This is a genomic window from Brachybacterium ginsengisoli, from assembly GCF_002407065.1.
GTDB classification, from domain to species: Bacteria; Actinomycetota; Actinomycetes; order Actinomycetales; family Dermabacteraceae; genus Brachybacterium; species Brachybacterium ginsengisoli.
This window is the reverse complement of sequence record NZ_CP023564.1, coordinates 1,099,392-1,123,019: the sequence shown is the minus strand read 5'-3', so window position 1 is coordinate 1,123,019 and position 23,628 is coordinate 1,099,392. Positions and strand designations below refer to the sequence as shown.

Here is a 23,628-nt window from a genome sequence, read left to right as displayed (position 1 = left end):
AGGTGCACCCCGGCAGGACGAACTGCTGGAACAATCATCCTCATGAAGGCCGCGCCGACGTCGAGCACCGTCACCCCGTTCGAGGAGATCCTCCGGGACGACTGGGCGAGGCTGTCCCGCCAGACACCCCTGCCGCTGTCGGAGGAGGACGTGGACCGGCTGCGCGGGCTCGGCGACCGGGTGGACCTCAGCGAGGTCGATGCCGTCTACCGGCCGATCTCGCGCCTGCTGAACATCCAGGTCGCCGCGGCGCAGGCGCTGCGCCGCTCCCGGGAGAGCTTCCTGGACCAGCACCAGCACCGCACCCCGTACGTCATCGGCGTGGCCGGTTCGGTGGCGGTCGGCAAGTCCACCACCGCCCGCCTGCTGCGGGAGCTCATGGCGCGCTGGCCGGAGACCCCTCGCGTGCAGCTGGTGACCACCGACGGGTTCCTCCACCCCAATGCGATCCTCGAGTCCCGCGGCATCATGCAGCGCAAGGGCTTCCCGGAGAGCTACGACCGGCGGGCGCTGCTGCGCTTCGTCGCGGATGTGAAGGCCGGGCAGGAGCGGGTCGAGGCACCGGTGTACTCGCACCTGACCTACGACATCCTCGAGGACGAGCGGGTCGTGGTCGAGCAGCCGGACGTGCTCATCGTCGAGGGGCTGAACGTGCTGCAGCCGGCCCGCCCCCGCCGCGACGGGCGGCTGGGGATGGCGGTCTCGGACTTCTTCGACTTCTCGATCTACGTCGACGCCCGCCAGGAGGACGTCCGGCGTTGGTACGTGGATCGCTTCCTGCAGCTGCGCCGCACCGCCTTCGCGGATCCGCGCTCGTACTTCCGTCGCTACGCCGAGCTCACCGACGAGCAGGCGGTCGAGACGGCGCTGGGGATCTGGCGGCGCATCAACGGACCGAACCTCACCGAGAACGTGGTCCCCACGCGCGGCCGCGCCGACCTGGTGCTGCGCAAGGACGGCCAGCACCGCGTGCACTCGGTGCTGCTGCGGAAGGTCTGAGCGCCGATCCCACCAGCTCCCGGGACGACGATCGCCCGCAGGGGCCCGACCGGATCGTTCCGGACAAGGCCTCTGCGGGCGAGTGTCTGTCTGCGCGGGCGTCGGCCCGCGGCTCAGAGACCGACGCGCTCGCGCACCACGACGGCGAGGCGCTCGGCGATCTCGGTCGCCTTCTCGTCGCTGGGCGCCTCGACCATCACGCGCACGACGGGCTCGGTGCCCGAGGGGCGCAGCAGCACCCGGCCGGTCTCGCCCAGCTCCTTCTCGGCGGCCGCGATCGCATCGGTCACGCCGCGGTCGATCGTGGCCTTGGCCTTGTCGACGTCCTTGACGTTGATCAGCGCCTGCGGAAGACGGGTCATGACATCGGCCAGCTCCCGGGAGCTGCGACCGGTCTCCGCCATCCGCTGCAGGAGGTGCAGCGCGGTCAGCTCGCCGTCGCCGGTGGTGGCGTGCTCGGCGATGATCACGTGGCCGGACTGCTCGCCGCCGATGGAGAACCCGCCGAGGTTCATCTCCTCGAGCACGTAGCGGTCGCCCACGCCCGTCTGCGCGAGCATCACGCCGTGCTCCTTCATCGCGAGCTTCAGGCCGAGGTTGCTCATCACGGTGACCACGAGCGTGTCGTCGTGGAGGCGCCCGCGCTCCTTGAGGTCCAGGGCGAGGATCGCCATGATCTGGTCGCCGTCGATGATCTCGCCCGCGGCGTCGACCGCGAGGCAGCGGTCGGCGTCGCCGTCGAAGGCCACGCCGATGTCCGCGCCGTGCTCGCGCACCGCGGCCTGCAGCGGCTCGAGGTGGGTGGAGCCGACGCCGTCGTTGATCAGGCCGCCGTCGCTGAGATCGCCGATCACTTGCACGGTCGCACCGGCGCGGCGCAGCGCCTCGGGGCCGGTGATGCTCGCGGCGCCGTTGGCGCAGTCGGCGACCACGGTGAGCCCCTCCAGCGAGCGGTCGAGGGTGGAGACCAGATGCTCGACGTAGGCCTCGATCGCGCCCTCGTAGCGGGTGATCGTGCCCACCTCCGTGCCCTGGGGGCGGTCCCACTTCTCGCCGATGCGCGCCTCGATCGCGTCCTCGACCTCGTCGGGCAGCTTGGTGCCGCCGCGGGCGAAGAACTTGATGCCGTTGTCCGGGGCCGGGTTGTGGGAGGCGGAGATCATCACACCCAGGTCCGCACCGGTGGACTGCACCAGGTAGGCGAGGCCCGGAGTGGGCAGCACCTCGGCATCGAGCACGTCCACCCCGGCGGAGGCCAGGCCCGCGCTCACCGCGGCGGAGAGGAAGTCCCCCGAGGGGCGGGTGTCGCGGGCGACGATCGCGCGCGGCCGGGTGCCGCCGAAGGCGCCCAGCGTGCCGAGCACGTGGGCGGCGCCCACCGAGAGCTCGACCGCGAGCTCCGCGGTGATGTCGCCGTTCGCGCGTCCGCGCACTCCGTCGGTGCCGAAGAGTCGTGCCACAGGGTTCTCCTCACGGGGATGGGTATCCGAGGGCCGGCGGAGCGGTGCCGCGCGGCGCGGGCCGCGGGCGGCGTCCCCGCCGGTTTCCGCTGTGAGACTACCCGCTGAGGGGGTTCGCACCGCGTCTGCGTCTCGTCAGGAGTGGGAGTCGCCGGTTACTTTGGAGGGATGTCCGATCCCGTCCTCCTCCCCCGCCTGCTGCCCTCGGCGATCAGCCACCACGTGGGCGATCGCACCGCGAGCCGCGGTCTCGGCCTCGCCCGTGCCGGCGGTGTCGCCGATGTCACCTGGGATCCCGCCACCTCGGTCGTGTCGGCGGAGGTCACCGACACCGACGGCGTCCCCCACCGCACCGAGGTGGAGCTCGCCGAGTACGAGGAGGACTCGGTCTCCCGCCGCTTCCACACCCCGGGCCCCGGCGGGCTGTGGCGGCCGCGCCGCTCCGGCTGCGACTGCAGCGTCGGCGAGTCCTGCGTGCACGTCGCGGCGACCCTGTACCGGGTCAACGACCTGGGCACCCGTGCGATGGAGGAGAGCCCGCCGGCCGAGTGGCGCAGCGTGCTGCGGCCGCTGCTGAACTCGACCGTCTCCACCGACGCCACCGGTTCCGCCTCGCAGGCCGCGCCGCGACCGCTCGCGCTGCGCTTCGACCTCGAGGCCGGCACCTCCGGCAGCGGCACCTCCCGCCACCACCGCGAGACCGCCACGGCCGCCCACCTGCACTCCGGCGCGGAGCTGTGGTTGGGCATGCGCCCGCTGACCCGTGGCCGCAAGGGCGCCTGGATCAAGGGCGATCTCTCCTGGCGCACCTTCGAGTACCGGCTCGCCGGGCGGGAGTACGACCCCGCGCACGGCGAGGCGCTGACCCGTCTCTTCGCCTCGGCCTCGGTGGAGCGCTCCTACTCCAGCGGTGCGATCGACCACCTCTGGCTGAACTCGATCACCTCTCCCCTGCTGTGGCAGTCGCTCGAGCACGCCCGAGCCGCCGGGGTGGAGTTCCTGCCCGGCTCCGGGCTCGCCGGGATCGAGCTGGTGGGCGGCGGCGAGGTGGGCCTGGACCTGCGCACCCTCGAGTCCACGCAGGAGCTGGAGGTCTCGCCGCGCCTGGCCATCGGCGGCCGACGGATCGAGGAGGGTCGGCTGCTGGGCGCCTCCGGCCTCCTCGAGATCGAGGAGCTCGCGGACGAGCAGCTCCTGGCCCGTCTCGCCCCGCTCGGCGCCTCCGTGCCGCGGGCGCTGCGCGGCCTGCTGCACCGTCGTCGGCCCCTGCTGGTGCCGCCCGCGGATCGCGAGACGTTCCTCGAGGTCGCCTATCCGCAGCTGCGCTCGCTGACCACGATGACCAGCCTCGACGGCAGCGTCGAGCTGCCCGCGGCGCGTCGGCCCACCCTACATCTGAGCGCCGGGTACGCCTCCGGCGACCGGCTGTCGCTGCGCTGGAGCTGGCGGTACCACGACCCCGATCGGCAGCTGCCGATGGATCAGCGCCAGGGCGCCCATCGCGATCTCGCCCACGAGGAGGAGGTGATCGCCGAGGCGATGTCGCTGTGGCCGATGGCCCCCAGCGACACCCCGGAGCTGCTCAGCGGGACCGACACCGCCCAGTTCACGGAGCATGTCCTGGATGCGCTGGCCGCGCTGGACCATGTCGAGGTCGAGGTGTCCGGCACCCGCCACGCCTATCGCGAGCTCGACGGCGACCCGCGGGTGCGGATCACCCAGCAGGCCTCCCCCGGCAAGAACGACTGGTTCGACCTCGGCTTCGAGATCACCATCGAGGGACGCCAGATCCCGTTCCCGAGCCTCTTCGTGGCCCTCGCCCAGGGTCGCTCGAAGCTGCTGATGTCCGACCGCACCTACTTCTCCCTGGACCATCCCGCCTTCGACGCGCTGCGCGAGCTGATCCGCGAGGGCGAGGCGCTGGCCGAATGGGAGCCGGAGCAGCAGCGGATCTCTCGCTTCCAGGTGGATCTGTGGGACGACCTCCAGGAGATCGCCCAGGAGACGGTGACCAGCCGTGAGTGGGAGCGCACCGCGCTGTCGCTGCGCGATCTCGAGGACGCCCCGACGCCCACGCTGCCCCGCACCCTCCATGCGGAGCTGCGCCCGTACCAGGAGGAGGGCTTCGCGTGGCTCTCCTTCCTCCGCGCCCACGGCCTGGGCGGCGTGCTGGCCGACGACATGGGCCTGGGCAAGACGCTCCAGACCCTCGCGCTGATCGCCCATGCCCGTGAGCAGGACCCGCAGGCGCCGCCGTTCCTGGTGGTCGCCCCGGCCTCGGTGCTCCCGGTGTGGCGCCGCGAGGCGGAGCGCTTCACCCCGGACCTGCAGGTGCGGGTGTTGGACCGCACCGCGGCCTCCCGCGGCGGCGAGCTCGCCGCCGCGATCTTCGGCGTAGATCTGGTGGTGACCAGCTACTCGGTGCTGCGGATCGACGAGGAGGACTTCGCCGGGACCAGCTTCCAGGGCTTCGTGCTGGACGAGGCGCAGTTCGTGAAGAACCGTCGCTCGCGCACGCATCGGGCGGCCAAGGGGGTGCGCGCCGGGTTCCGGCTCGCGATCACCGGCACGCCGATGGAGAACTCCCTGGACGACCTCTGGTCGATCCTGGATCTGGTCGCGCCCGGGCTGCTGGGCACAGCGATCGGGTTCCGCAGGCAGTACACCCTGCCGATCGAGACCGGCGACCATCCGGGCCGGATGGAGCTGCTGCGTCGGAGGGTGCGGCCGTTCGTGCTGCGCCGCACCAAGGAGCTGGTGGCGAGCGAGCTGCCGGAGAAGCACGAGGAGGTGCTCACGGTGACGCTCTCGCCCGAGCACCGTGCGGTCTACGACTCGGTGCTGCAGCGCGAACGGAAGAAGGTGCTGGGTCTGATCGAGACGGATCTGGACCGCTCCCGCTTCATCGTGTTCCGCTCCCTGACCCTGCTGCGGATGATGGCGCTGGATCCCGCGCTGGTGGACGCCGAGGAGTACGCGGACGTGCCGAGCTCGAAGCTGGTGGCGCTGTTCGACCGCCTCGAGGAGGTGATCAGCGACGGCCACCGCGTGCTGCTGTTCAGCCAGTTCACGTCCTATCTGGACCGGGTCGCGGCGGAGCTGGACCGTCGCGAGGTGCGCTACGCGCATCTGGACGGCTCCACCCGGGATCGCGACGCGGCGGTGACCGGCTTCCGCGAGGGCGACGCCCCGGTGTTCCTCATCTCGCTGAAGGCAGGCGGCTTCGGCCTCACCCTCACCGAGGCGGACTACGTGTTCCTGCTGGACCCCTGGTGGAACCCCGCCGCGGAGAACCAGGCCGTGGACCGCGCCCACCGCATCGGCCAGGAGCGCCAGGTGATGGTGTACCGGATGATCGCGGAGGACACGATCGAGGAGAAGGTTCTCGCTCTGCAGCGCCGCAAGGCCGAGCTGTTCGACGCCCTCACCGACGGCGGCGACGCCTTCCGCTCCGCCGTCACCGCCGAGGACCTCCGCGAGCTGCTCAGCTGACGGCGGCGGCGCGCCGGTGTCGATCGCACCGGCCGGTGCCGACGAGGTCGGCGGTCGCGCCGCCGCTCAGGCCATCCATTGCGCGCGGGCCGCGCCGTCGGGGCCGACGTCGCGCTCGAGGGTGCGCCCGTCGAGGAGCAGCGGCGGAGGGACCGCTTCGATCCGGCAGGCCCCTGCCCGAACCTGGACGCGGGCCACGCCCGGCTCGATGACCTCGCCTGTCGGCGTCGGCAGGTCCAGCAGGGTCCGGGCGGCGCCGAGCAGGCTCGCCCGCACCGTCACGGCCCGGCCGAGGGCGAGCGCCTCGAGGATGTGCGCGGCCAGGAGGTGGCCGGTGGAGTGGTCGAGGGCCTGCACCGCGAGTGCTCCGGGCCTCCCCTCCTCGCCGCAGCGCACCGCGATCCCGGTCGCGGCCTGCACGATCGAGTCGAAGCCGGCGCGCTCGCCCCAGGGCCCGTGCTCGCCCCAGGCGGAGAGGGAGGCGATCACGGCCTGCGGCGCGAGCTGCTCGAGCTCTTCGAGCCCCAGTCCGTGCCGGGCGAGTGCTCCGGGCCGGTAGCCGTCGAGGATGACATCGGCCCCGGCGGCCAGGGCACGCAGCTGCTCGGCGATCTCCTGCCGGCGCAGGTCCGCCACTGCGGAGCGCTTGCCCATCCCGGTGGACAGATGCTGGTCGAGGAGCTCCGGGCGGTGCGGCGGATCGATGCGGAGCACATCGGCGCCCAGGCACGCGAGCACCTGCGTGCAGGTGGGGCCGGCGATCACCCGGGTCAGATCCAGCACCCGCACGCCGGCGAGCGTGGCCGGGCCGTTCGGCGGCTGCCCGCCAGGGCGGGCGCCGGACCCCGGCATCGGACGCTCTCCCCGGTCCTGCACCTGTGACCAGGAATCCTGCGCGGTCGCGATCGCGTGCGGATGCTCGCGCCACTGCTCCGGAGTGCGCACGGCGACCGCGATCCCGCCGGCGGCGCTGACCCGGTCCTCCACCTCGGCGGCATCGCGTCGGCTGATCTCGCGCTCGAGGCCCGGCCGATCCTCGACGCCCAGCACCGTGCGGAGCACCGCGGCGTGATGGGGATAGTTCGCGTGCAGGCGCACCCAGCCGTCGCGGGCCTCGACGAAGCCGGAGAGCTCGCCCCAGGGCTGCGGGGAACGGCCGTCGATGCGCAGATGGTCGATCGCGGCGAATGAGGCGGCGATCAGGGCGTCCGTGGTCGCGACCTCCGTCCTCAGCCCGCGGGCGGCCACGAGCTCTGCGGCGGCGTCCCGCACCCTGTGCACCGCGGTGCGGGCGAGCTGCTCGGCATCGAGCGGCCCGCCCCACCAGCGCGGCGGCGAAGACATCATGACGAGAGGGTAGCGGCCGGACCGGCGCGTCCTGGCGGGCGCTGATCGAGAACGTGCCGTTCCACCCCAGCACCACCATCCTGGTCGAGTACTGGCGCCATCGCGATGACTATGCCGATATCGCCGTACACATCGCCCACACGCCAGTAGTCGACCATCACCCTCACGACCGGCGACGCAAAGCGCCGACGAGCGGGCGCCCTGCGGAGCGCGCCGACGGGAGAGCCGACGAGCGGGTGCCTCGCGAGGAGGGCCGACGAGCGGGTGCCGCCGCCCAGGGCTGACAGGGCCGATGCGCGACCCCGTCCCACCCCCGGACGCGACGATGCCCCCGACCCGGAGGTCGAGGGCATCGTGGCCAGGCGGAACGGTGCGGAGCGCTGCTCCGCGGCCGATCAGCGCTTGGAGTACTGCGGAGCCTTGCGGGCCTTCTTGAGACCGGCCTTCTTGCGCTCGATGATGCGATCATCGCGGCGCAGGAAGCCTGCCTTCTTGAGGGTCGCGCGGTTCGACTCCTCGTCGATCTCGTTCAGCGCGCGGGACACACCGAGGCGCACGGCCCCGGCCTGGCCGGACGGGCCGCCGCCGTGCAGGCGGACCAGGACGTCGAAGCGGCCCTGGAGGTCGAGGATCGTGAACGGATCGTTGACCTCCTGCTGGTGCAGCTTGTTCGGGAAGTAATCCTCGAGGCTGCGGCCGTTCAGGGTCCACTGGCCGGAGCCGGGGACCAGGCGCACGCGAGCGATCGCGCGCTTGCGACGACCGGTGCCGTAGCCCGGTGCGATCGCGGACTGGCCGGCGCCGACGGCGGACTCGCCGGTCGACTCGGTGGTGAAGCTCGAGGGTGCGGACTCGTCGGTCACGTCCTCGAGAACCTCAGTGGTATCGGGGGTGGTCTCAGTCACGGTTCTCCTTGGTTCTTCCGTGTGGCAGGGCGAGTGGGCGGGGCACCCGCTTACTGCGCCACCTGATCGATGGTGAACGGAACGGGCTGCTGAGCGGCATGGGGGTGCTCGGAGCCCGAGTAGATCTTCAGCTTCTTGATCTGCTGATCAGCGAGCTTGTTCTTGGGGAGCATGCCGCGGATGGCCTTCTCCACTGCGCGCTCGGGGTTCTTCTCGAGCAGCTCGGAGTAGGGGACGCCGCGGAGGCCGCCCGGGTAGCCGGAGTGGCGGTAGGCGAGCTTCGCCTCCCGCTTGTTTCCGGTCAGCGCGACCTTGTCAGCGTTGATGATGATCACGAAGTCGCCTGCATCCACATGGGGTGCGAAGACCGGCTTGTGCTTTCCCCGCAGGAGCTGGGCAGCCTGGGAAGCGAGCCGGCCGAGGACGACATCGTTTGCGTCAATGACGTACCAGGAACGCTCGACATCGCCGGGCTTCGGGGTGAACGTACGCACTCGTGCCTTCTTCTCTCGTCATGGTGCCCAGGCGGCAGGATGCCGACCAGGCACGGTTCGATGGACCGTGGGCACGCTTCCTTCGGGTAAAAGCATGGCCCCTGTGGTTGTGCCCGGGCCGCTCCGCTCACGACGCGACGGCGGTCCTGGATGTGGGTGAGATCCCGATCGCGCCGCACCGTGAGGAACGGCAGCGGAGTCGGGCACACATCGAGGCACAACGACCGCTCATCTTACGGGGCGCCTGGTCGGAGCGTCAATGCGGAACAGGTCCCCGCGACTGTGATCTGCGCCCGGTCCGAGAGCCGGTCCGAGAGCGGGCCCGTCGGACCGTCTGCTCAGTCCGCCGACGGCAGCGGACTGCGCAGGGTGCGGGCGCGGGCGGCCCAGGCGGCGAGCTCCTCGTCCGGAGGATAGGCGACGTGGTCCAGGGTCAGCCCCTGCGGTGGGCACATCGGCGCGGAGCCGGCCCCGTCGCGGGTGGCGGCATCGCGGGTGCGGGCGGCGAGCACCTGGGCGGGCCAGGACTCGGGACGCCGCCCCTCCCCCACACCGATCAGCGCGCCGACCAGGGAGCGGACCATGTGGTGGCAGAAGGCGTCGGCGACCACGGTCGCGACGATCAGGCCCTCGTCGGCCCTGCCCTCGCCGGGCCGGTCCCACCGCAGCTCGCGCAGCTCGCGGATCGTGGTCGCGCCCTCGCGCGGCTTGCAGAAGGAGAGGAAGTCGTGCTCGCCGAGCAGCGCGATGCTCGCCCTCCCCATCGCCTCGACGTCCAGCGGCCGACGGTGGCGCAGCACGTCCCGGCGCAGCGGATCGTGCGCGGCAGGCCCGTCGGAGATCCGGTAGCGGTAGCGACGCCACTGCGCCCCGAAGCGAGCGTCGAAGTCATCGTCCACCTCCCGGGCGACGTGCACGACGATGTCCGAGGGCAGCACTCCGGCCAGCCGGGTCACGAGCGCCTCGGCGGGGCTGCGATCGGAACGGCCGGGGAAGGTGGCGAGCACGTCGCGCGGCAGGTCGAGATGGCACACCTGACCGCGGGCGTGAACGCCGGTGTCGGTGCGGCCGGCGACCGTGATCCGGGCGGGCACGCGCGCGATCCTGCCGAGGGCCTCCTCGAGCTCGCCCTGGACGGTGCGCTGGCCGGGCTGGGTGGCCCAGCCGTGGAAGTCGGTGCCGTCATAGGAGAGGTCAAGTCGCAGCCGGACCGTGCCGCGGTCGCCGGGCGCCGGGGCGGGGCCGGGTGCAGACAGGTGGGAGAGCTCGACGGGCATGCGAGCGATCGTAACGGCGCAGGCCCGTCACGGCGCCACCCCGCGGACCTCTCGGCCTCCGGGGCTGGGGACGGAGGGCCTACGGAGGACGCTGTGACCATGGCCGATGCCGGGCGCGCTCCGCAGTGCGGGCAGGTGCCCGTCACGGCTGGACACCTGGGTACTCTGACCCGCGTGAAGATCCTCGTCATCGGCTCCGGCGGTCGCGAACACGCGATCATCCGGCGCCTCGCCGCCGACCATCCCTCCCCCGAGCTGCACGCAGCGCCCGGCAATCCCGGCATCGCACAGCTCGCCACCTGCCACGACGCCTCCGTCGCGGACCTCGACGCCCAGGTCGCCCTGGCCCAGGAGCTGCGGCCCGACCTGGTCGTGGTGGGCCCCGAGGCTCCGCTGGTGGCCGGCGCCGCCGATCGCCTGCGAGAGGCCGGCTTCGCAGTGTTCGGCCCGTCGGCCGCCGCCGCGCACCTCGAGGGCTCGAAGTCCTGGGCGAAGGAGATCATGACCGCCGCGGGCGTGCCGACCGCCGCCTCGGTGACGGTGACCGCCTCCGATCAGCTCGAGGCGGGCCTGGACCGGGTCAACCCCCTGGGCGATGTCCCCTTCGTGGTCAAGGCCGACGGGCTCGCCGCCGGCAAGGGCGTCGTGGTCACCTCGGACCGTCCCGAGGCCGTGGCCCACGCCGAGGCCGTCCTGGCCGCCGGCGGTCAGGTGGTGCTCGAGGAGTACCTCGACGGCCCCGAGGTCTCGCTGTTCTGCGTGAGCGACGGGACCCGCGTGGTGCCCCTCGCGCCGGCGCAGGACTTCAAGCGCGCACTGGATGCGGACGAGGGCCCGAACACAGGCGGCATGGGCGCCTACTCCCCCCTCCCCTGGGCCCCCGAGGGCCTGGTCGAGGAGATCATGGAGGCGGTCGCACGGCCGACGATCGCCGAGCTCGCCGCCCGCGACATCCCCTTCGTGGGCGTCCTGTACTGCGGTCTCGCGCTCACCTCCCGCGGCCTCCGCGTGGTCGAGTTCAACGCCCGCTTCGGCGACCCCGAGACCCAGGTGGTGCTCGAGCGCCTGACCTCCCCCTTCGCGCCGCTGCTGTTGGCCGCGGCCCGCGGTGAGCTCGCCGAGGACACGGAGCTGAGCTGGAGCGAGGACGCCGCGGTCACCGTGGTTCTCGCCTCCGCCGGCTACCCGGCCTCGGCCCGCTCCGGGGACCCGATCACCGGCATCGACGCCGCCGAGGAGCTCGGCGCGCACGTCATCCACGCCGGCACCGCCGAGACCGACGGCACGCTGGTCAGCGCCGGCGGCCGCGTGCTCTCCGTGGTCGCGACCGGGACGGACCTCGAGCAGGCCCGCAGCCGCGCCCTCGCCGCCACCGAGGAGATCGTCCTCGAGGGAAGCCACCACCGCACCGACATCGCCCGCCTCGCCGCGGCCGACGCCCGCACCGCTTCCGGTGCCGCCGAGGAGACCGCATGAGCACCACCATCGCCCCCCTGATCGAGGCCCCGCAGCTCGAGGGATGGGACCACATCGTCTCCGGCAAGGTCCGCGAGCTGTACGTCCCCGCGGGCGTGGAGCCCTCGGCCGCCGAGGAGGTGCTGGTGGTCGCGACCGATCGCATCAGCGCCTACGACCACTCCCTCCAGCCCGGCATCCCGGACAAGGGCCGTCTCCTCACCGGGATCAGCCTGTTCTGGTTCGAGCAGCTGGCGGACATCGTCCCCCACCACGTGATCTCCGGGACCGACGTGCCCGAGTCCGTCGCCGGGCGCGCGGTGCGCTGCCGCGGCCTGGAGATGGTGGCGCTGGAGTGCATCGCCCGCGGCCACCTGACCGGCTCGGGCCTGGCCGACTACCGCGCCGGCGGCTCGGTGGGCGGGCACGTGCTGCCCTCCGGACTGGTCGAGGCCTCCCGCCTGGAGCCCGCGATCTTCACCCCCTCGACAAAGGCCGAGGCCGGGGAGCACGACGAGAACATCACCGTCGCCCAGGCCCGCGAGCTGCTCGGCGAGGAGCTGACCGACCAGCTCGAGCGCCTCACCCTGGCGGTGTTCGAGCGAGCCCGACGGATCGCCGACGAGCAGGGCATCATCCTCGCCGACACCAAGCTCGAGTTCGGGCACTCCCGCGTGGACGGCACCCTGATGCTCGGCGACGAGGTGCTGACGCCGGACTCGAGCCGCTTCTGGTCCGTGGACTCGTACACCACCGGCCGCACCCCGCCGAGCCTGGACAAGCAGTTCGTGCGGGACTGGCTGACCTCTCCCGCCTCCGGCTGGTCCAAGGGCTCGGCCCTCGCCCCGCCCGAGCTGCCCGCCGAGGTGGTCGCCCAGACCCGCTCCCGGTACGTCGAGGCCTACGAGCGCCTCACCGGTCAGAGCTTCTGAGCGTCTTCGTCCGGGCCCGGGCTGTCAGAGCATCGACAGTCCGGGCCCGGGCTGTCTGAGCCCGGGCCGGTTCAGACCAGGATCAGCACGGCGGCGACCGCGGCCGCGACGCCGAGCACGAGCGCCGCGTCAGCTCCGCCGAGCGGCACCGGCCGCCACAGGGTGCGCGGCCCGTCCCCGAGTCCGCGCGCCTCCAGGGCGAAGGCGATGCGGTCCGCGCTGCGGATGGCGTCGACCAGCAGTGCGAACGCGCAGCGCAGCCGATGCCGCAGGCGCAGGTGGGACACGCGCCCGTCGGCCTCCAGCGGCAGCCGCACCCGGTGCGCTCGGGTGATCGTCTCCCAGCGGCGGGGCAGCTCGTCCAGCAGACGTCGCCCGGCCAGCAGCGCATAGGCGTAGCGGGCCGGCAGCCGGGCGTGCTGGCGCAGGCTCACCAGGGTGCTGCGCGGATCGGTGGCCCGGGAGACCACGAGCGCCCCGAGTCCGATCACCAGGGCCCGCATCGCGAGCGCCGTGCCGAGCACGATCCCCTCCTCGGTGATCCGTACCGGCAGCTCGGGCCAGGGCTCGTGGCCGGGTCGGCTGAGCACGTTGACCAGGAAGACCCCGAGCGCGAACACGACGAAGGGCAGCTGCGCCCGAGCCAGGCGGAGCGGACCGAGGCGGCAGCCGAGCATCGCCCCGAGGACCAGCAGCAGATACAGCACGGCCAGCGGCGCGGGCCGCGTCAGGGCGATGCAGACGATGCTCAGGGCCGTCAGCAGGGCCAGCAGCACGGTGGGGTTCCGTCCGGCGAGCGGGGCTCCGCGCCGCGACCTCCCGCCGGCGCCGTCGAGCGGTGGATGCTGCTGGGAACGGGACGACTCGGCGCGTGACGGCTCGGTCCGAGTGCTGCTTCCCGTCCGCGAGGTGCTCTCGCCCGGACCGCGGTGCGCCCCCGACCCCGCGCCCGCCGAGAGCCCTGCGCGCTCCCGCAGCGCCTCGTCCTGCAGCAGGGTCGCCGGGGGCATCGGTCCCAGCAGGCGGCCGTCGGCGATGACGACGACCGCGTCGGCCGCCTCCACCAGTCGCAGATCGTGGGTCGCGACCACCACGGCGTGCCCGGCCGCGGCCGCCTCCCGCAGCTGCGTGTGGACGGTGCGGGTGGCGGCACGGTCCAGGCCGTAGCCGGGTTCGTCGGCGAGCAGCACCGGCCGCTGCGCGAGCAGCATCGCCCCGATCGAGAGGCGGCGCTGCTGCCCGCCGGAGAGGGCGAAGGGACTCGCCTCCTGCAGCTCCTCGAGCCCCAGCCGGACGAGCATCTCGGCGGCCTGTGCGGGGTCGGCGCCGGAGGCGACGAGCTCGCCGAGGACCGTGTCGGCGACGAACTGGGACTCGGGGCGCTGGAAGACCAGACCGGAAGCGGCGCCCTCGACCGTGCCGTGCAGCGGCGGATCCAGGCGGGACAGCGCCCCCAGGAGCGTGGACTTCCCGGCCCCGTTGCGGCCCACCACGGCGAGCAGCTCCCCCGCGCGCACGGCGAGATCCACGCCGGAGAGGACCGTGCGGCCCTGGTGGCCGAGGTCCGCCCCGCGCACCGTGAGCAGGGTGTCGCCCGGCACCGGGGCGGGCCCGGCCCCGCCGGGGACCCGTTCGGCCGACGAGCCGACGTCCGGGATGGGCAGGTGCCCGAGGTCGGGCCCCACCTCCGGGCCGAGGTCCTCCTCGATCTCCCGCGGCAGCCAGCAGCCGGACTCGCGCAGGGCGGCGCCGTGGCGGGCGAGCACGTCCCCGGTCGGGCCGTCGGCGAGGACCCGGCCGGAGGCGTCCAGAGCGATCGTACGCGGCGGGAGCCCCTCCACGCCGCGCTCCCCCGCCCAGTCGTCGAGGCGGTGCTCCACCAGCAGCACCGCGACCTCGCCGCCCGCCGTCACAGCGCGGGCGGCCTCGCGCACCGCGCGCACCCCGTCGGCGTCGAGCATCGCGGTGGGCTCGTCCAGCAGGAGCAGCCGGGGCCGGGCCGCCACGGCCGCGGCGAGCCCCGCCCGCTGCAGCTGCCCGCCGGAGAGGGTCGCGGCGTTCCGGTCGCCGAGGTCGCCGATCCCCGCGTCCACGAGGACTCGGTGCACCTGCTCGCCGATCCGTTCCGGCGGCACGCAGCGGCTCTCGAGCGGGAGCGCGACGTCGTCGGCCACCTGCGGGAGGCAGACCCCGTCGGCCGGATCCTGCCCGAGCACGCCCACGACCTGCGAGGCGGCGACGACGCCGTCGGCGATGGGGTCGATCCCGCCCACGCGGACCGTGCCGGTGACCCGGGCGCGCTGGTGGGCGGGGATCGCTCCGGCGAGCGCCCGCAGCAGGGTGGACTTGCCGCTGCCGCTGGGTCCCAGCAGCAGCACCTGCTCCCCGGAGCGGATCGTCCCGGTGAAGGGGCCGACGCCGGCGCCGGAGGGCAGCACGATCTCGAGATCCCGCGCCTCGACGACCGGCGCCGACGGCTCCGGCCGGGCGGGCGCAATCCTCTCCGGGACGGTCCTCGGCTCAGCGGACACGACGCTGCGGGATCCCGTCAGCTTCAGCGCCCTCGCCGGTCGACGCGGCGCCGATCGCGAAGTTCGCGAGCACCCCGGTGCGCTCGAGGGCGCGCACGATCACCCGCGCCAGCAGTCCGCCGAGCACGATCCCGGAGAGCACCTGCACCCCGAGCCGCAGCGTGAGCAGATCCTGCCCGTACCAGCCCATCCGGTACGCGGTCCAGAAGAACACCAGACCCGCGCCGAGGGCCCCGGAGGCCGCGAAGACGCCCCAGCCGTAGCGGCGGTAGCGGGTCAGGGCGAAGGGCAGCTCGCTGCCGATGCCCTGCAGGGCCGCGGCGAGCACCAGCAGCGGGCCCACGGGGCTGCCCAGGAAGATCACCTCGATGACGGCCGCGAGGATCTCGGCGAGGATCCCCACGCCGGGGCGGCGCAGGATCATGATCGCGATCGGTCCCACCAGCAGCCAGGACCCGAACAGGACGTGCTGGGCGAGGTCGCCGGCGGGTCCCATCGCGATCGCGAGCGCGTTCCAGGCCTGCACGAACACCCAGTAGAGGAAGCCGAACACCACGCCGAGCACCACCACCAGCACGATCTCCCGCAGCGAGAGGCGGGAGCGGCGTGCGGCGGGCTCCGTCGAGGAGGTCCGTGCGGTCGGGGCGGCGGTCATCGCGTCGCCCCGTCGAGCTCGCGCACCTCGTGGGAGGGGCTGTTCAGGGAGAGGGTGAGATGGCTGGTGACGTGCTGGACGCTGCGGCCCACCAGCAGCCATCCGGCCACCGCGGTGGCGATCACGTCGCCGATGTCGCCCTCGAGGCGGGTGACGAAGTGGGCGGAGCCGCGGAAGGTCCCGAGGTCGCGGGCGTGGTCGATCGCGGCGTAGATGTCGCGCATGTGGTCCGGGGCGGTGCCGTCGGCGGAGACCTGGTCGGCCAGCGGGTACAGCGCCCATTCGGCGGTGGCGTACCGGCCGGTGCGGCGGGGAGCGGGCACCTCGGTGCTGCGGGGTCCTGCGCCGCCGGGCAGCTCGCAGGCTACCTCGCCGGGGCAGCCGCGGGACAGGGTCACCGCGAGCGAGGCGTGGTGCTCGGTGCGCGCGAGGTCCTCGGCGAGGTCGATCAGATAGCGCTGCAGCTGGCTCTCGTGGCCGCCCACATAGGTGGAGACGTCCCCGGTCTCGTGCACCAGCCCGGTGTCGTCCAGGCGGGAGAGGATGCCCGTCAGCACGCGGGCGTAGTCCTCGGTCATGACGGAAGCGGTCAGCCGGGCGCCGACACCGAATCCGAGCGGAGTCGCAGTGGGATCGGCAGACGCAGCGGGATCGGGAGACGCAGTGGGATCGGCAGTCGCGGTGGGATCGGGAGTCGCAGCGGGATCGGGGCGCCCGCCGGGCGCGGTGGGCGGAGCGGGGGTGCCGACGGGTGTGGGGGCCATGTCCGGTGCCTTTCGACGGAGGCACGGGCACCCGGCGACCTTCGCTCGGCGGAGCTCCCTGCGCCGGCATGATCCGGATCAGGTTCTACGGTCGGAGTTGGAGAACTCCCTCTCAGCCCGGCTCACCGGACTCCCGTGCACGCAGCCACCGTACCCCGGCCCGTCGGGCGCGGAGCAGGGCGGTCCGCACCGCGGCTCTCCCCGGGATCAGGCCCCGCCGACCTCGACGGTCGCATCGGCGCCCCAGTCGCGCACCTCGGTGCCCTCCGGTGCGAGGTTCGTGGACTGGCGCAGGAAGATCGGGCGACCGGCGGCGCTCGCGACCGCGTCGTGCACCGGCAGCGCGAGCACCGGGTTCACGGCGCGCAGGAAGTCGATCGTCTCGGCCACCTTCGACCAGGGGGCGACGACGGCGAAGGCGAGCACGTCGATGCCGTGGAACTCCTGCACCGGCTCGAGGGAGTCGCCGGTGATGCCCAGGCGCGGGCCGCCCCCCGCCTCGAGGACCAGACCGCAGTTGCCCACGCGGGGGATGTCGGGGTGGATGATCGCGTGACGGCCGCCGACGGCGCGGATCCGCACGGCGTCCTCGCCGTCCAGCGCGGGCAGCTCGTGCAGCTCACCGGCGCGCAGCGGGAGCACCCGCTCGGTCGGCACGGGGCGTGCGCCCTCCCCCGCCTCGGTCAGCTGGGCGGCGGTCTCCGGCTCCGCGATCACCACGATCCCGGGGGCCAGCGCCAGCACCTCGTCCAGCAGGTCCCGGTCGAGATGGTCGGGGTGCTGGTGGGTGACCAGCACGGCGTCCAGGGCGGAGAGCGCCTCGGGTCCGAGCGCGCGCACCGCCTCGGCGCTGAAGCCGCCGGGATCGACGAGCAGGTGCCGCCCGGCGATCTCGACGAGCAGGCAGGAGTGGACGAGGTGGCGGATCTTCATCGGTTCCTCCCGGAAGGGGTCGTGGATGTCCCGAACCTATCGCCGTCGCCGCCTCCTGCCCAGTGCTCGGGCGAGGAGGCCGATCGCACGGTGGGCGGTCCCCCGCGGGGACGCCACGGATCGGTACGATGAGCGGGTCGGGTCCGTCCCGTCGGCCGCCCCGGGCGCCGACGGCGCATCGTCCCGCAGCACTCGTCCGTCAGGCCCGCCCCGAGGCCGTCGTCCCCCAGGAGAGCACCCATGCCACGTGTCGTGGTCCACGTCATGCCCAAGCCGGAGATCCTCGACCCGCAGGGCAAGGCGGTCGCCGCCGCGCTGCCGCGTCTGGGCTTCGAGGGCATCGCCTCGGTCCGCCAGGGCAAGCGGTTCGAGCTCGAGGTCGAGGGCGAGGTGACCGAGCAGGTGCTCGCCACCCTCCGCGAGGCCGCCGAGACGCTGCTGTCCAATCCGGTCATCGAGGACGTCGTCGCGATCGAGGTCGAGGACGCGGCCCACGGGAAGGCGCAGGCCTGATGCGCATCGGTGTGGTGACCTTCCCGGGCACTCTGGACGACCGGGACGCGCTGCGCGCGGTGCGGATCGCCGGCGCCGAGCCGGTCGCGCTGTGGCACGGCGAGGACGATCTGCAGGGCGTCGAGGCGATCGTGCTGCCCGGCGGCTTCTCCTACGGCGACTACCTCCGTGCGGGCGCCATCAGCGGCTTCGCCCCGGTGATGGAGAAGGTGGTGGATGCGGCGAAGGGCGGGATGCCCGTGCTCGGCATCTGCAACGGCTTCCAGATCCTGTGCGAGACCCATCTGCTGCCCGGTGCGATGATCAAGAACGCGCACCGCTCGTTCCTGTGCCGCGACCAGCCCCTCGCGGTGGAGAACAACCGCACCGCCTGGACCACCGGGTACGACGCGGGCCAGGTCATCCGGATCCCGCTGAAGAACCAGGACGGCCAGTACGTGGCCGACGAGCGCACCCTCGCCGAGCTCGAGGCCGAGGGCCGGGTCGTCTTCCGCTACGTCGCCGGCGCCTCCCACGGTCCCGCCGGCTTCGAGGCCAACCCCAACGGCTCGCGCCACGACATCGCCGGCATCACCAACGCCGAGGGCAACGTGGTGGGCCTGATGCCGCATCCCGAGCACGCGGTCGAGGCCGGCTTCGGCCCGGACCAGCCCGGCGAGGGCACCCGCTCCGGGATCGACGGCCTGGCCATGTTCACCTCGGTGCTGCGCAGCATGGTGGCCTGACCACCCCCAGCGCACCATCTCCCGAGCGCCGTCCCGCCCACCAGGGTGGGGCGGCGCTCGTCGCAGGGGTGCCGCTGGACCACCGCCGCCACGGCGCCGCTCAGAGGACCAGTGAGTCCTCTCCGTCGACGATCAGCACCTGGCCGTCCCGCAGGGCCCAGTACGACGTGCCGGCCGCCTCGTACCGGCGGGCCACCTCGCCGAGCAGCTCGGTCTCCGGATGACGCGGCGAGTCCAGGTGCGGGACCACGGGTCGATCGAGCACGCCGAGACCGTCGTACCTCACCCCGCCGTGCTCGGCGATGCAGGGGCCCACCGGATCGCAGTGCTCGAGCCCGGCGAGGGACGGCGCGAGGACGCACGCGCCGGCGCTGAAGCCCGCGTACACGAAGCGGTCCTCGCGCAGACCCTCGAGGATCACCTCGTCCATGCCCGAGCGGGCCAGCGCCATCCTCAGGGTGAACACGTTCCCGCCGCGGATCCACAGGAAGTCCGGAGCGCCCACGGCGTTCCGGATCGTGCTCGCGTCGTGCTCGCGCAGGTCGAGGTCCCTCGCCGTGAGGCCCAGCTCCGCGAGCAGGGCGATCTGCCGTCGGGTGTCCGCCTCCCGGCGGTCGTCGGCACAGCCGTCCAGGGCGTTGGCGATCACGAGTCCTCGTCGGTCACCGCGCACCATGGTGCGCAGTCGTTCTCCGTGCTCGCCGAGCTGGTAGGACGACAGGTACATCCTCATGCCGCTCCCGCCTCCTGGCCGCGCGGGTCAGCGCACCGCGCTGAGCACGGTGAAGCGGCGGTCGCGGGCGCGCTGCTCCACGGTCGCGAACCGCGCTCCGAGCTCGGGGCGGTAGCGCAGGTGGGAGTTGTGCACGAACCACAGCTGCCCGCCAGGGCGCAGCACGCGGGCGGCGGCGTCGAGCAGGCCCTGGACGAGGGTCGCATCGACCGCCGTGCCGTCGTGGAAGGGCGGGTTCAGCAGCATCAGGTCGGCGCTTGCGTCCTCCTGGAGGGAGGCCGCGTCGTCCCAGGAGACCTCCACACCCGCGCGGTCCAGGCCGGCGGCGGCGAGGGTCGACGCGGTGGACGCGACCGCGTCGGCGTCGAGGTCGGTGCCGAGCACCGAGGCGTCGGGCAGCGCTACGGCGAGATAGGCGGTCATCAGGCCGTTCCCGCTCCCGAGGTCGATCGCCCGGGCGGATCCGCCGGGCTCGCCGACCCCGTCGAGCTCTCCGCCCCCGAGAGCGCGGTCCAGGGCGTCGAGGAGCAGGAGGCTGCCGGCGTCGGCCGTGGCGGCGCCGAACACGGCCCCGTTCCCCCGCAGCGGCAGCTCGTGAGCGGTGCCGCGCACCGAGATCCGGGCGCTCCCCTCGGTCGGCATCGGCATCGTGACGCCGGCGCGCACCCCGCTGCCGATCAGGGCGCGGGACTTCCCGATCCCGCGGCTCGCCCTCACCTCCCCGAACACCTCGCCGAGCACCTCGTTCTGCCGACGGGTCATGTGCTTGACCCGGCCGCCCGCGATCACTTCGAGGTGGTCCCGGCCCTCCCCCTGCGAGGCGGCGGCCAGGCGCCGCACCCGGTCCTCGAGGGCGTGGACGGCCTTGGGCAGGCGCATGAGCACCAGATGCGGCTCGATCCCGGTCGCGGCGGCCTCGAGCGGCATCGGCGAAGGTCCGGCCGGCACCTGCAGCCGGCCCGCGGCGAGGGCGTCGGCGAATCGCTCCCGCAAGCGAACGGCCAGAGCCCGGGAGGTGGCCCAGCTCAGCACCGTCGCCTCGGGATGGTCCGCGAGCGCCCGGAGGGCGAAGGCGGTCAGCTCCCCGGTCGCATCGTCGACGACGAGCACATCGCAGGGACAGCCGATCCCGGCCTCCTCCGCCGCAGCGATGATCACGCGATCGGTCTGGTCCGGTCCCGTGGGCGCGACAGGGACCGGCGGGGCGTCGACGCCGTCGAGCGGATCGTCCTCGAAGGGGTCAGCGGCGGAGGTGTGGATCACGGGTTCAGTCCTTCGGGAGTCCGATCCGGCCGCGCGAGCGCAGGTGGCCGTTCGGGAGCGTGGGGGCGGGCAGGGCCGCGGGGGTGTGCGGGGCGAAGGGGCCGAACTGCTCGGCATCGGCGGCGAGGCCGCCGCGCGCCCTGGCGTCCGGGTGGATCGGAGCCTCCGCGAGCGTACCCTCCGCACCGATCTCGGCCTGGTAGCGGGCCCGGAACGCGGCGATCTCCTCGTGAGTGCGACCCACGAAGTTCCACCACATGATGATGTCCTCGCCCAGCGGCTCCCCGGAGAGCAGCATCGCGCGGAGGTCCTCGCCGTCGGCCGCACGGATCTCCAGCTGCGAGACGCCGTCGGGCAGCACCATCAGCTCCCGCTGCGCGATCTCCGCCGTGCTCACGCCGGCCCGGAGCCGGGCGGCGCCGCGATCCACGAGCAGGCCGTGCTCGTGCCCGGGCTCGAGGTCGAGGCGCACGGTGGTGCCGGCGCGCAGGTCCAGCTGGACCATGCCGAGCGGGGTGTCGGTCTCGACCTCGCTGCGGTCCTCGAGCACGGTGCCGTCCTCGAGGGTGGCGCGGAGGCCGCCGAGACCCACACGGGCACGCACCGCGTCGGTCCCGATCTCGGGCGGGGTGGAGACCTGGAAGGCCTGGTCACGGAAGCGGGTGCGGTCCGGCAGGGCGTACCAGAGCTGGACGCCGTGCAGGATCGTGGTGTCGGGGACGGAGTACTCCGAGTGGGTGATGCCGGAGCCGGCGACCATGATGTCCACGTCGCCGGGCCGCACCAAGGCGTGGCTGCCCAGCGAGTCGCGGTGCGTGATCGCGCCCTCGAACAGCCACGACACGGTCGCGAGGCCGGTGTGCGGGTGCCGGGGCACCTGCATCCCGTCGGAGCCGGAGACGTCGTCAGGGCCGAAATGGTCCACGAAGCACCAGGCGCCGATGAGCGAGGTCCGCTTCGCGGGGAGGGTGCGGTGCACGGTCATGCCGCGCGGGCCTCCGAGCGGAACCTCGCGGGGCTCCAGCAGCACGAATTCTTCGAAGGCGCTCATGGGGCGAGTGTAGAGAGGATCCTCCGTCGCCGCCGGGGCGCTCTGGTGGTCCGGCACCGCCCGCCCTACTCTGAGCGCATGTCCGAGCAGACGCCCGCCGCCGCCCTCCTCGCCCGCGCCGTCGAGGCGGGCACCGTCCCCGGAGCCGTGATCGCGTACGGCCACGATCCGGTGCCGATCGCCGCCGGGTCGATGGCCGTGGACGGCCCGACGATGCCGGCCGACGCGATCATCCGCATCCAGTCCATGACGAAGCTGGTCACCGCCGTGGCGACGCTGCGGCTCATCGAGCAGGGCGAGCTCGAACTCGACTCCGCCGTGGGGACCTGGCTGCCGGAGCTCGCCGCGCCGCAGGTGCTGCGCACGCCCGGCTCCGACCTCGAGGACACCGTCCCGGCCGACGGCCCGATCACCGTGCGTCACCTGCTCACCTGCACCTCCGGGTACGGGATGATCCTCACCGAGAGCCCCCTCCAGCAGGCCATGGCCGCGAACGCCACCGAGGCCGGGCCGCTGCCGCCGAGCCTCGGCGCCGATGACTGGCTCGCCGCGCTCGCCGAGCTGCCGCTGGTGGGCCAGCCGGGCACGGTGTGGCGCTATCACCACTCCTTCGGGCTGCTCGGCGTGCTGCTCTCGCGGCTGACCGGCGAGAGCCTGGAGGCCCATCTCCGCCGCACGCTGTTCGATCCGCTGGGCATGCCGGACACCGGCAGCTCGGTGCCGCGCGAGAAGGCGCACCGGCTGCCGGCCGCGTACGGGGCCGAGGGCGAGGAGCTGGTCGAGCGCGAGCCCGTCGGCGGCGGCTTCCACGTGGGCGCCCCGCCCTACGACATGTCCCACAGCGAGCTGCTCTCCACCGCGCCGGACTACCTGCGCTTCCTCCTCGCCCTCCGCGACGGGGAGCTGGTGAGCGCCGAGCACCTGACGATGCTGAGCACCGATCAGGTGCCCGCCGGCGCCAAGCAGCCGGACTCCTTCTTCCCGGGGTTCTGGGAGAGCACCGGGTGGGGCTTCGGGGTGTGCGTGGTGGCCGACGGTCCCCATCGCGGCCGCTGGGGCTGGTCCGGCGGAGCGGGCACCGACTTCTACGTCGACCCCGACGGGACCCTGGGCCTGCTGCTCACCCAGGTCGAGATGGGCCCGAGGATCTTCCCGCTGCTCGAGGAGTTCGGCGAGCTCACCGCCTGAGGACGGGGCGGGCCCGGCGAGATCCTCGCCGAGCCCGCCCCGTGGTGCTCCCCGCCCTCACTCCCAGGCGGCGGTCGCGGGATCGATGCCGTGGGCGCGGGCGTTCTCCTCGATCACCGTCCGGAGCCAGGTGGCGAGGCCGCCCGCCCGCTCGTCGTAGTGCGCGGCGAAGCGCGGATCCTCGGTGTACATCCTCGCCAGCACGACGTGCATCCCGTGGGTGCAGTCGTAGTGCTGGGTGATGGTGGCGCGGTGGCGCTCGGCCAGGGCGTTCGCCTCCGCGCTGCCCGGGGCGACGTCCCGGGCGAGGGCGTCGGCGAGCGCGGACTCGACCGCATCGATCTCGTCCTTGATCGCCTGCCAGTCCTCGGCGCCGCGGCCGGTGCTGCGCGCGGCGGACTGCGCCCAGGCCTCGGTGCGCCCCCAGCGCTCGCGGGCCTCGTCCTGGTAGGCGGGGTCCCAGTCGGCGCCGAAGATGCGGGCCTGCTCCTCGGGGCTCAGGGTGGTGGCGTCGTCCTGTGTCATGTCGGTCCTCTCGATCATCTCGTCGACGGCGCGTGCCGTCCTCTCGAGCCGCCGGATCCGCTCGGTGAGCAGGTCCTTCTGGCGGCGGAGGTGCTCGCGGGGATCGACCGACGGATCATCGAGGATCCGCCCGATCTCCGCGAGCGCCAGACCGAGCTCGCGATAGACGAGCACCCGGTGGATCCGGGCCACGTCCTCGGCGTCGTAGAGCCGGTAGCCGGACCATGTGCGCCCACCGGGGCGCACCAGTCCGATGCCGTCCCAGTGGTGCAGGGTGCGGACGCTCACGCCGACCAGGTCGGCGACGCGCCCCACGGTGAGGTCCTGTCCCACGGTGAGATCCTGGTGCTCTGCGTTCTCGGTCATGGGAAGTACCGTCCTCCCTG

At 73.3% G+C, this 23,628-nt stretch carries 20 protein-coding genes and 1 riboswitch; of the genes, 7 read left to right on the top strand and 13 right to left on the bottom strand.

Going from position 1 to position 23,628, the window contains the following annotated elements:
- Positions 1 to 42: 42 nt before the first annotated feature.
- Entirely contained in the window at positions 43 to 999 is a 957-nt protein-coding gene (gene coaA, locus CFK41_RS04905) for a type I pantothenate kinase (protein WP_096798664.1), read from the top strand.
- A 113-nt stretch (positions 1,000 to 1,112) separates the two neighbouring features.
- Here coaA and glmM read toward each other — a convergent pair whose 3' ends face one another.
- Complete coding sequence (gene glmM, locus CFK41_RS04900) at positions 1,113 to 2,459, bottom strand: phosphoglucosamine mutase (RefSeq protein ID WP_096798663.1); 1,347 nt, start codon at positions 2,457 to 2,459, stop codon at positions 1,113 to 1,115.
- 168 nt (positions 2,460 to 2,627) lie between these two features.
- Here glmM and CFK41_RS04895 point away from each other — a divergent pair, with 168 nt between their 5' ends.
- Positions 2,628 to 5,951 carry a DEAD/DEAH box helicase gene (locus tag CFK41_RS04895; protein WP_096798662.1) on the top strand — a complete coding sequence of 1,108 codons (3,324 nt, stop codon included), beginning with the start codon at positions 2,628 to 2,630 and terminating at the stop codon, positions 5,949 to 5,951.
- A gap of 66 nt (positions 5,952 to 6,017) precedes the next feature.
- On the opposite strand, the gene CFK41_RS04890 is transcribed toward CFK41_RS04895, so the two are convergent.
- The 4 genes from CFK41_RS04890 to truA form a co-directional block, all read right to left on the bottom strand.
- On the bottom strand, positions 6,018 to 7,298 hold the full coding sequence (locus CFK41_RS04890) for a CoA transferase (protein WP_096798661.1): 1,281 nt from the start codon (positions 7,296 to 7,298) through the stop codon (positions 6,018 to 6,020).
- A 395-nt stretch (positions 7,299 to 7,693) separates the two neighbouring features.
- Positions 7,694 to 8,203: a 30S ribosomal protein S9 gene (rpsI, locus tag CFK41_RS04885; protein ID WP_096798660.1), complete on the bottom strand. Its 510-nt coding sequence runs from the start codon at positions 8,201 to 8,203 to the stop codon at positions 7,694 to 7,696.
- Between the two features lie 50 nt (positions 8,204 to 8,253).
- Positions 8,254 to 8,697 (bottom strand): 50S ribosomal protein L13, encoded by a 444-nt coding sequence (rplM, locus tag CFK41_RS04880; protein WP_096798659.1) that lies wholly within the window; start codon positions 8,695 to 8,697, stop codon positions 8,254 to 8,256.
- 338 nt (positions 8,698 to 9,035) lie between these two features.
- Positions 9,036 to 9,974, bottom strand: coding sequence for a tRNA pseudouridine(38-40) synthase TruA (gene truA / locus CFK41_RS04875; RefSeq protein ID WP_096798658.1), 939 nt, complete (start codon positions 9,972 to 9,974; stop codon positions 9,036 to 9,038).
- A gap of 174 nt (positions 9,975 to 10,148) precedes the next feature.
- Here truA and purD point away from each other — a divergent pair, with 174 nt between their 5' ends.
- Both purD and CFK41_RS04865 read left to right on the top strand, forming a co-directional pair.
- Positions 10,149 to 11,450 carry a phosphoribosylamine--glycine ligase gene (purD, locus tag CFK41_RS04870; protein ID WP_096800939.1) on the top strand — a complete coding sequence of 434 codons (1,302 nt, stop codon included), beginning with the start codon at positions 10,149 to 10,151 and terminating at the stop codon, positions 11,448 to 11,450.
- The gene (locus tag CFK41_RS04865) at positions 11,447 to 12,361 is read left to right on the top strand and encodes a phosphoribosylaminoimidazolesuccinocarboxamide synthase (protein WP_096798657.1); all 915 of its coding nucleotides are present in this window, start codon (positions 11,447 to 11,449) and stop codon (positions 12,359 to 12,361) included. Before purD ends, CFK41_RS04865 begins: the two co-directional genes overlap by 4 nt.
- Positions 12,362 to 12,432: 71 nt before the next feature.
- On the opposite strand, the gene CFK41_RS04860 is transcribed toward CFK41_RS04865, so the two are convergent.
- The 4 genes from CFK41_RS04860 to CFK41_RS04845 form a co-directional block, all read right to left on the bottom strand.
- Positions 12,433 to 14,892 carry an ATP-binding cassette domain-containing protein gene (locus CFK41_RS04860; protein WP_151904678.1) on the bottom strand — a complete coding sequence of 820 codons (2,460 nt, stop codon included), beginning with the start codon at positions 14,890 to 14,892 and terminating at the stop codon, positions 12,433 to 12,435.
- Entirely contained in the window at positions 14,882 to 15,547 is a 666-nt protein-coding gene (locus CFK41_RS04855; RefSeq protein WP_096798655.1) for an ECF transporter S component, read from the bottom strand. Before CFK41_RS04855 ends, CFK41_RS04860 begins: the two co-directional genes overlap by 11 nt.
- Positions 15,544 to 16,311, bottom strand: coding sequence for a YkoF family thiamine/hydroxymethylpyrimidine-binding protein (locus CFK41_RS04850; protein WP_096798654.1), 768 nt, complete (start codon positions 16,309 to 16,311; stop codon positions 15,544 to 15,546). Before CFK41_RS04850 ends, CFK41_RS04855 begins: the two co-directional genes overlap by 4 nt.
- Positions 16,312 to 16,349: 38 nt before the next feature.
- Positions 16,350 to 16,458: riboswitch (TPP riboswitch) on the bottom strand.
- 60 nt (positions 16,459 to 16,518) lie between these two features.
- The gene (locus CFK41_RS04845; RefSeq protein WP_096798653.1) at positions 16,519 to 17,244 is read right to left on the bottom strand and encodes an MBL fold metallo-hydrolase; all 726 of its coding nucleotides are present in this window, start codon (positions 17,242 to 17,244) and stop codon (positions 16,519 to 16,521) included.
- Between the two features lie 240 nt (positions 17,245 to 17,484).
- Here CFK41_RS04845 and purS point away from each other — a divergent pair, with 240 nt between their 5' ends.
- Both purS and purQ read left to right on the top strand, forming a co-directional pair.
- Positions 17,485 to 17,757: a phosphoribosylformylglycinamidine synthase subunit PurS gene (gene purS, locus CFK41_RS04840; RefSeq protein ID WP_096798652.1), complete on the top strand. Its 273-nt coding sequence runs from the start codon at positions 17,485 to 17,487 to the stop codon at positions 17,755 to 17,757.
- The gene (purQ, locus tag CFK41_RS04835) at positions 17,757 to 18,482 is read left to right on the top strand and encodes a phosphoribosylformylglycinamidine synthase subunit PurQ (RefSeq protein ID WP_096798651.1); all 726 of its coding nucleotides are present in this window, start codon (positions 17,757 to 17,759) and stop codon (positions 18,480 to 18,482) included. Before purS ends, purQ begins: the two co-directional genes overlap by 1 nt.
- Positions 18,483 to 18,582: 100 nt before the next feature.
- On the opposite strand, the gene CFK41_RS04830 is transcribed toward purQ, so the two are convergent.
- The 3 genes from CFK41_RS04830 to CFK41_RS04820 are packed head-to-tail and all read right to left on the bottom strand — an operon-like array spanning position 18,583 to position 21,529.
- A complete protein-coding gene (locus tag CFK41_RS04830; protein WP_096798650.1) occupies positions 18,583 to 19,215 on the bottom strand; it encodes a Type 1 glutamine amidotransferase-like domain-containing protein in 633 nt (210 codons plus the stop codon).
- A gap of 27 nt (positions 19,216 to 19,242) precedes the next feature.
- Entirely contained in the window at positions 19,243 to 20,478 is a 1,236-nt protein-coding gene (locus CFK41_RS04825; RefSeq protein ID WP_096798649.1) for a methyltransferase, read from the bottom strand.
- A gap of 4 nt (positions 20,479 to 20,482) precedes the next feature.
- Positions 20,483 to 21,529 (bottom strand): pirin family protein, encoded by a 1,047-nt coding sequence (locus CFK41_RS04820; RefSeq protein WP_096798648.1) that lies wholly within the window; start codon positions 21,527 to 21,529, stop codon positions 20,483 to 20,485.
- 78 nt (positions 21,530 to 21,607) lie between these two features.
- Here CFK41_RS04820 and CFK41_RS04815 point away from each other — a divergent pair, with 78 nt between their 5' ends.
- Positions 21,608 to 22,717 (top strand): serine hydrolase domain-containing protein, encoded by a 1,110-nt coding sequence (locus CFK41_RS04815; RefSeq protein ID WP_096798647.1) that lies wholly within the window; start codon positions 21,608 to 21,610, stop codon positions 22,715 to 22,717.
- A gap of 57 nt (positions 22,718 to 22,774) precedes the next feature.
- On the opposite strand, the gene CFK41_RS04810 is transcribed toward CFK41_RS04815, so the two are convergent.
- Positions 22,775 to 23,608 (bottom strand): MerR family transcriptional regulator, encoded by an 834-nt coding sequence (locus CFK41_RS04810; RefSeq protein WP_096798646.1) that lies wholly within the window; start codon positions 23,606 to 23,608, stop codon positions 22,775 to 22,777.
- Positions 23,609 to 23,628 lie beyond the last annotated feature (20 nt).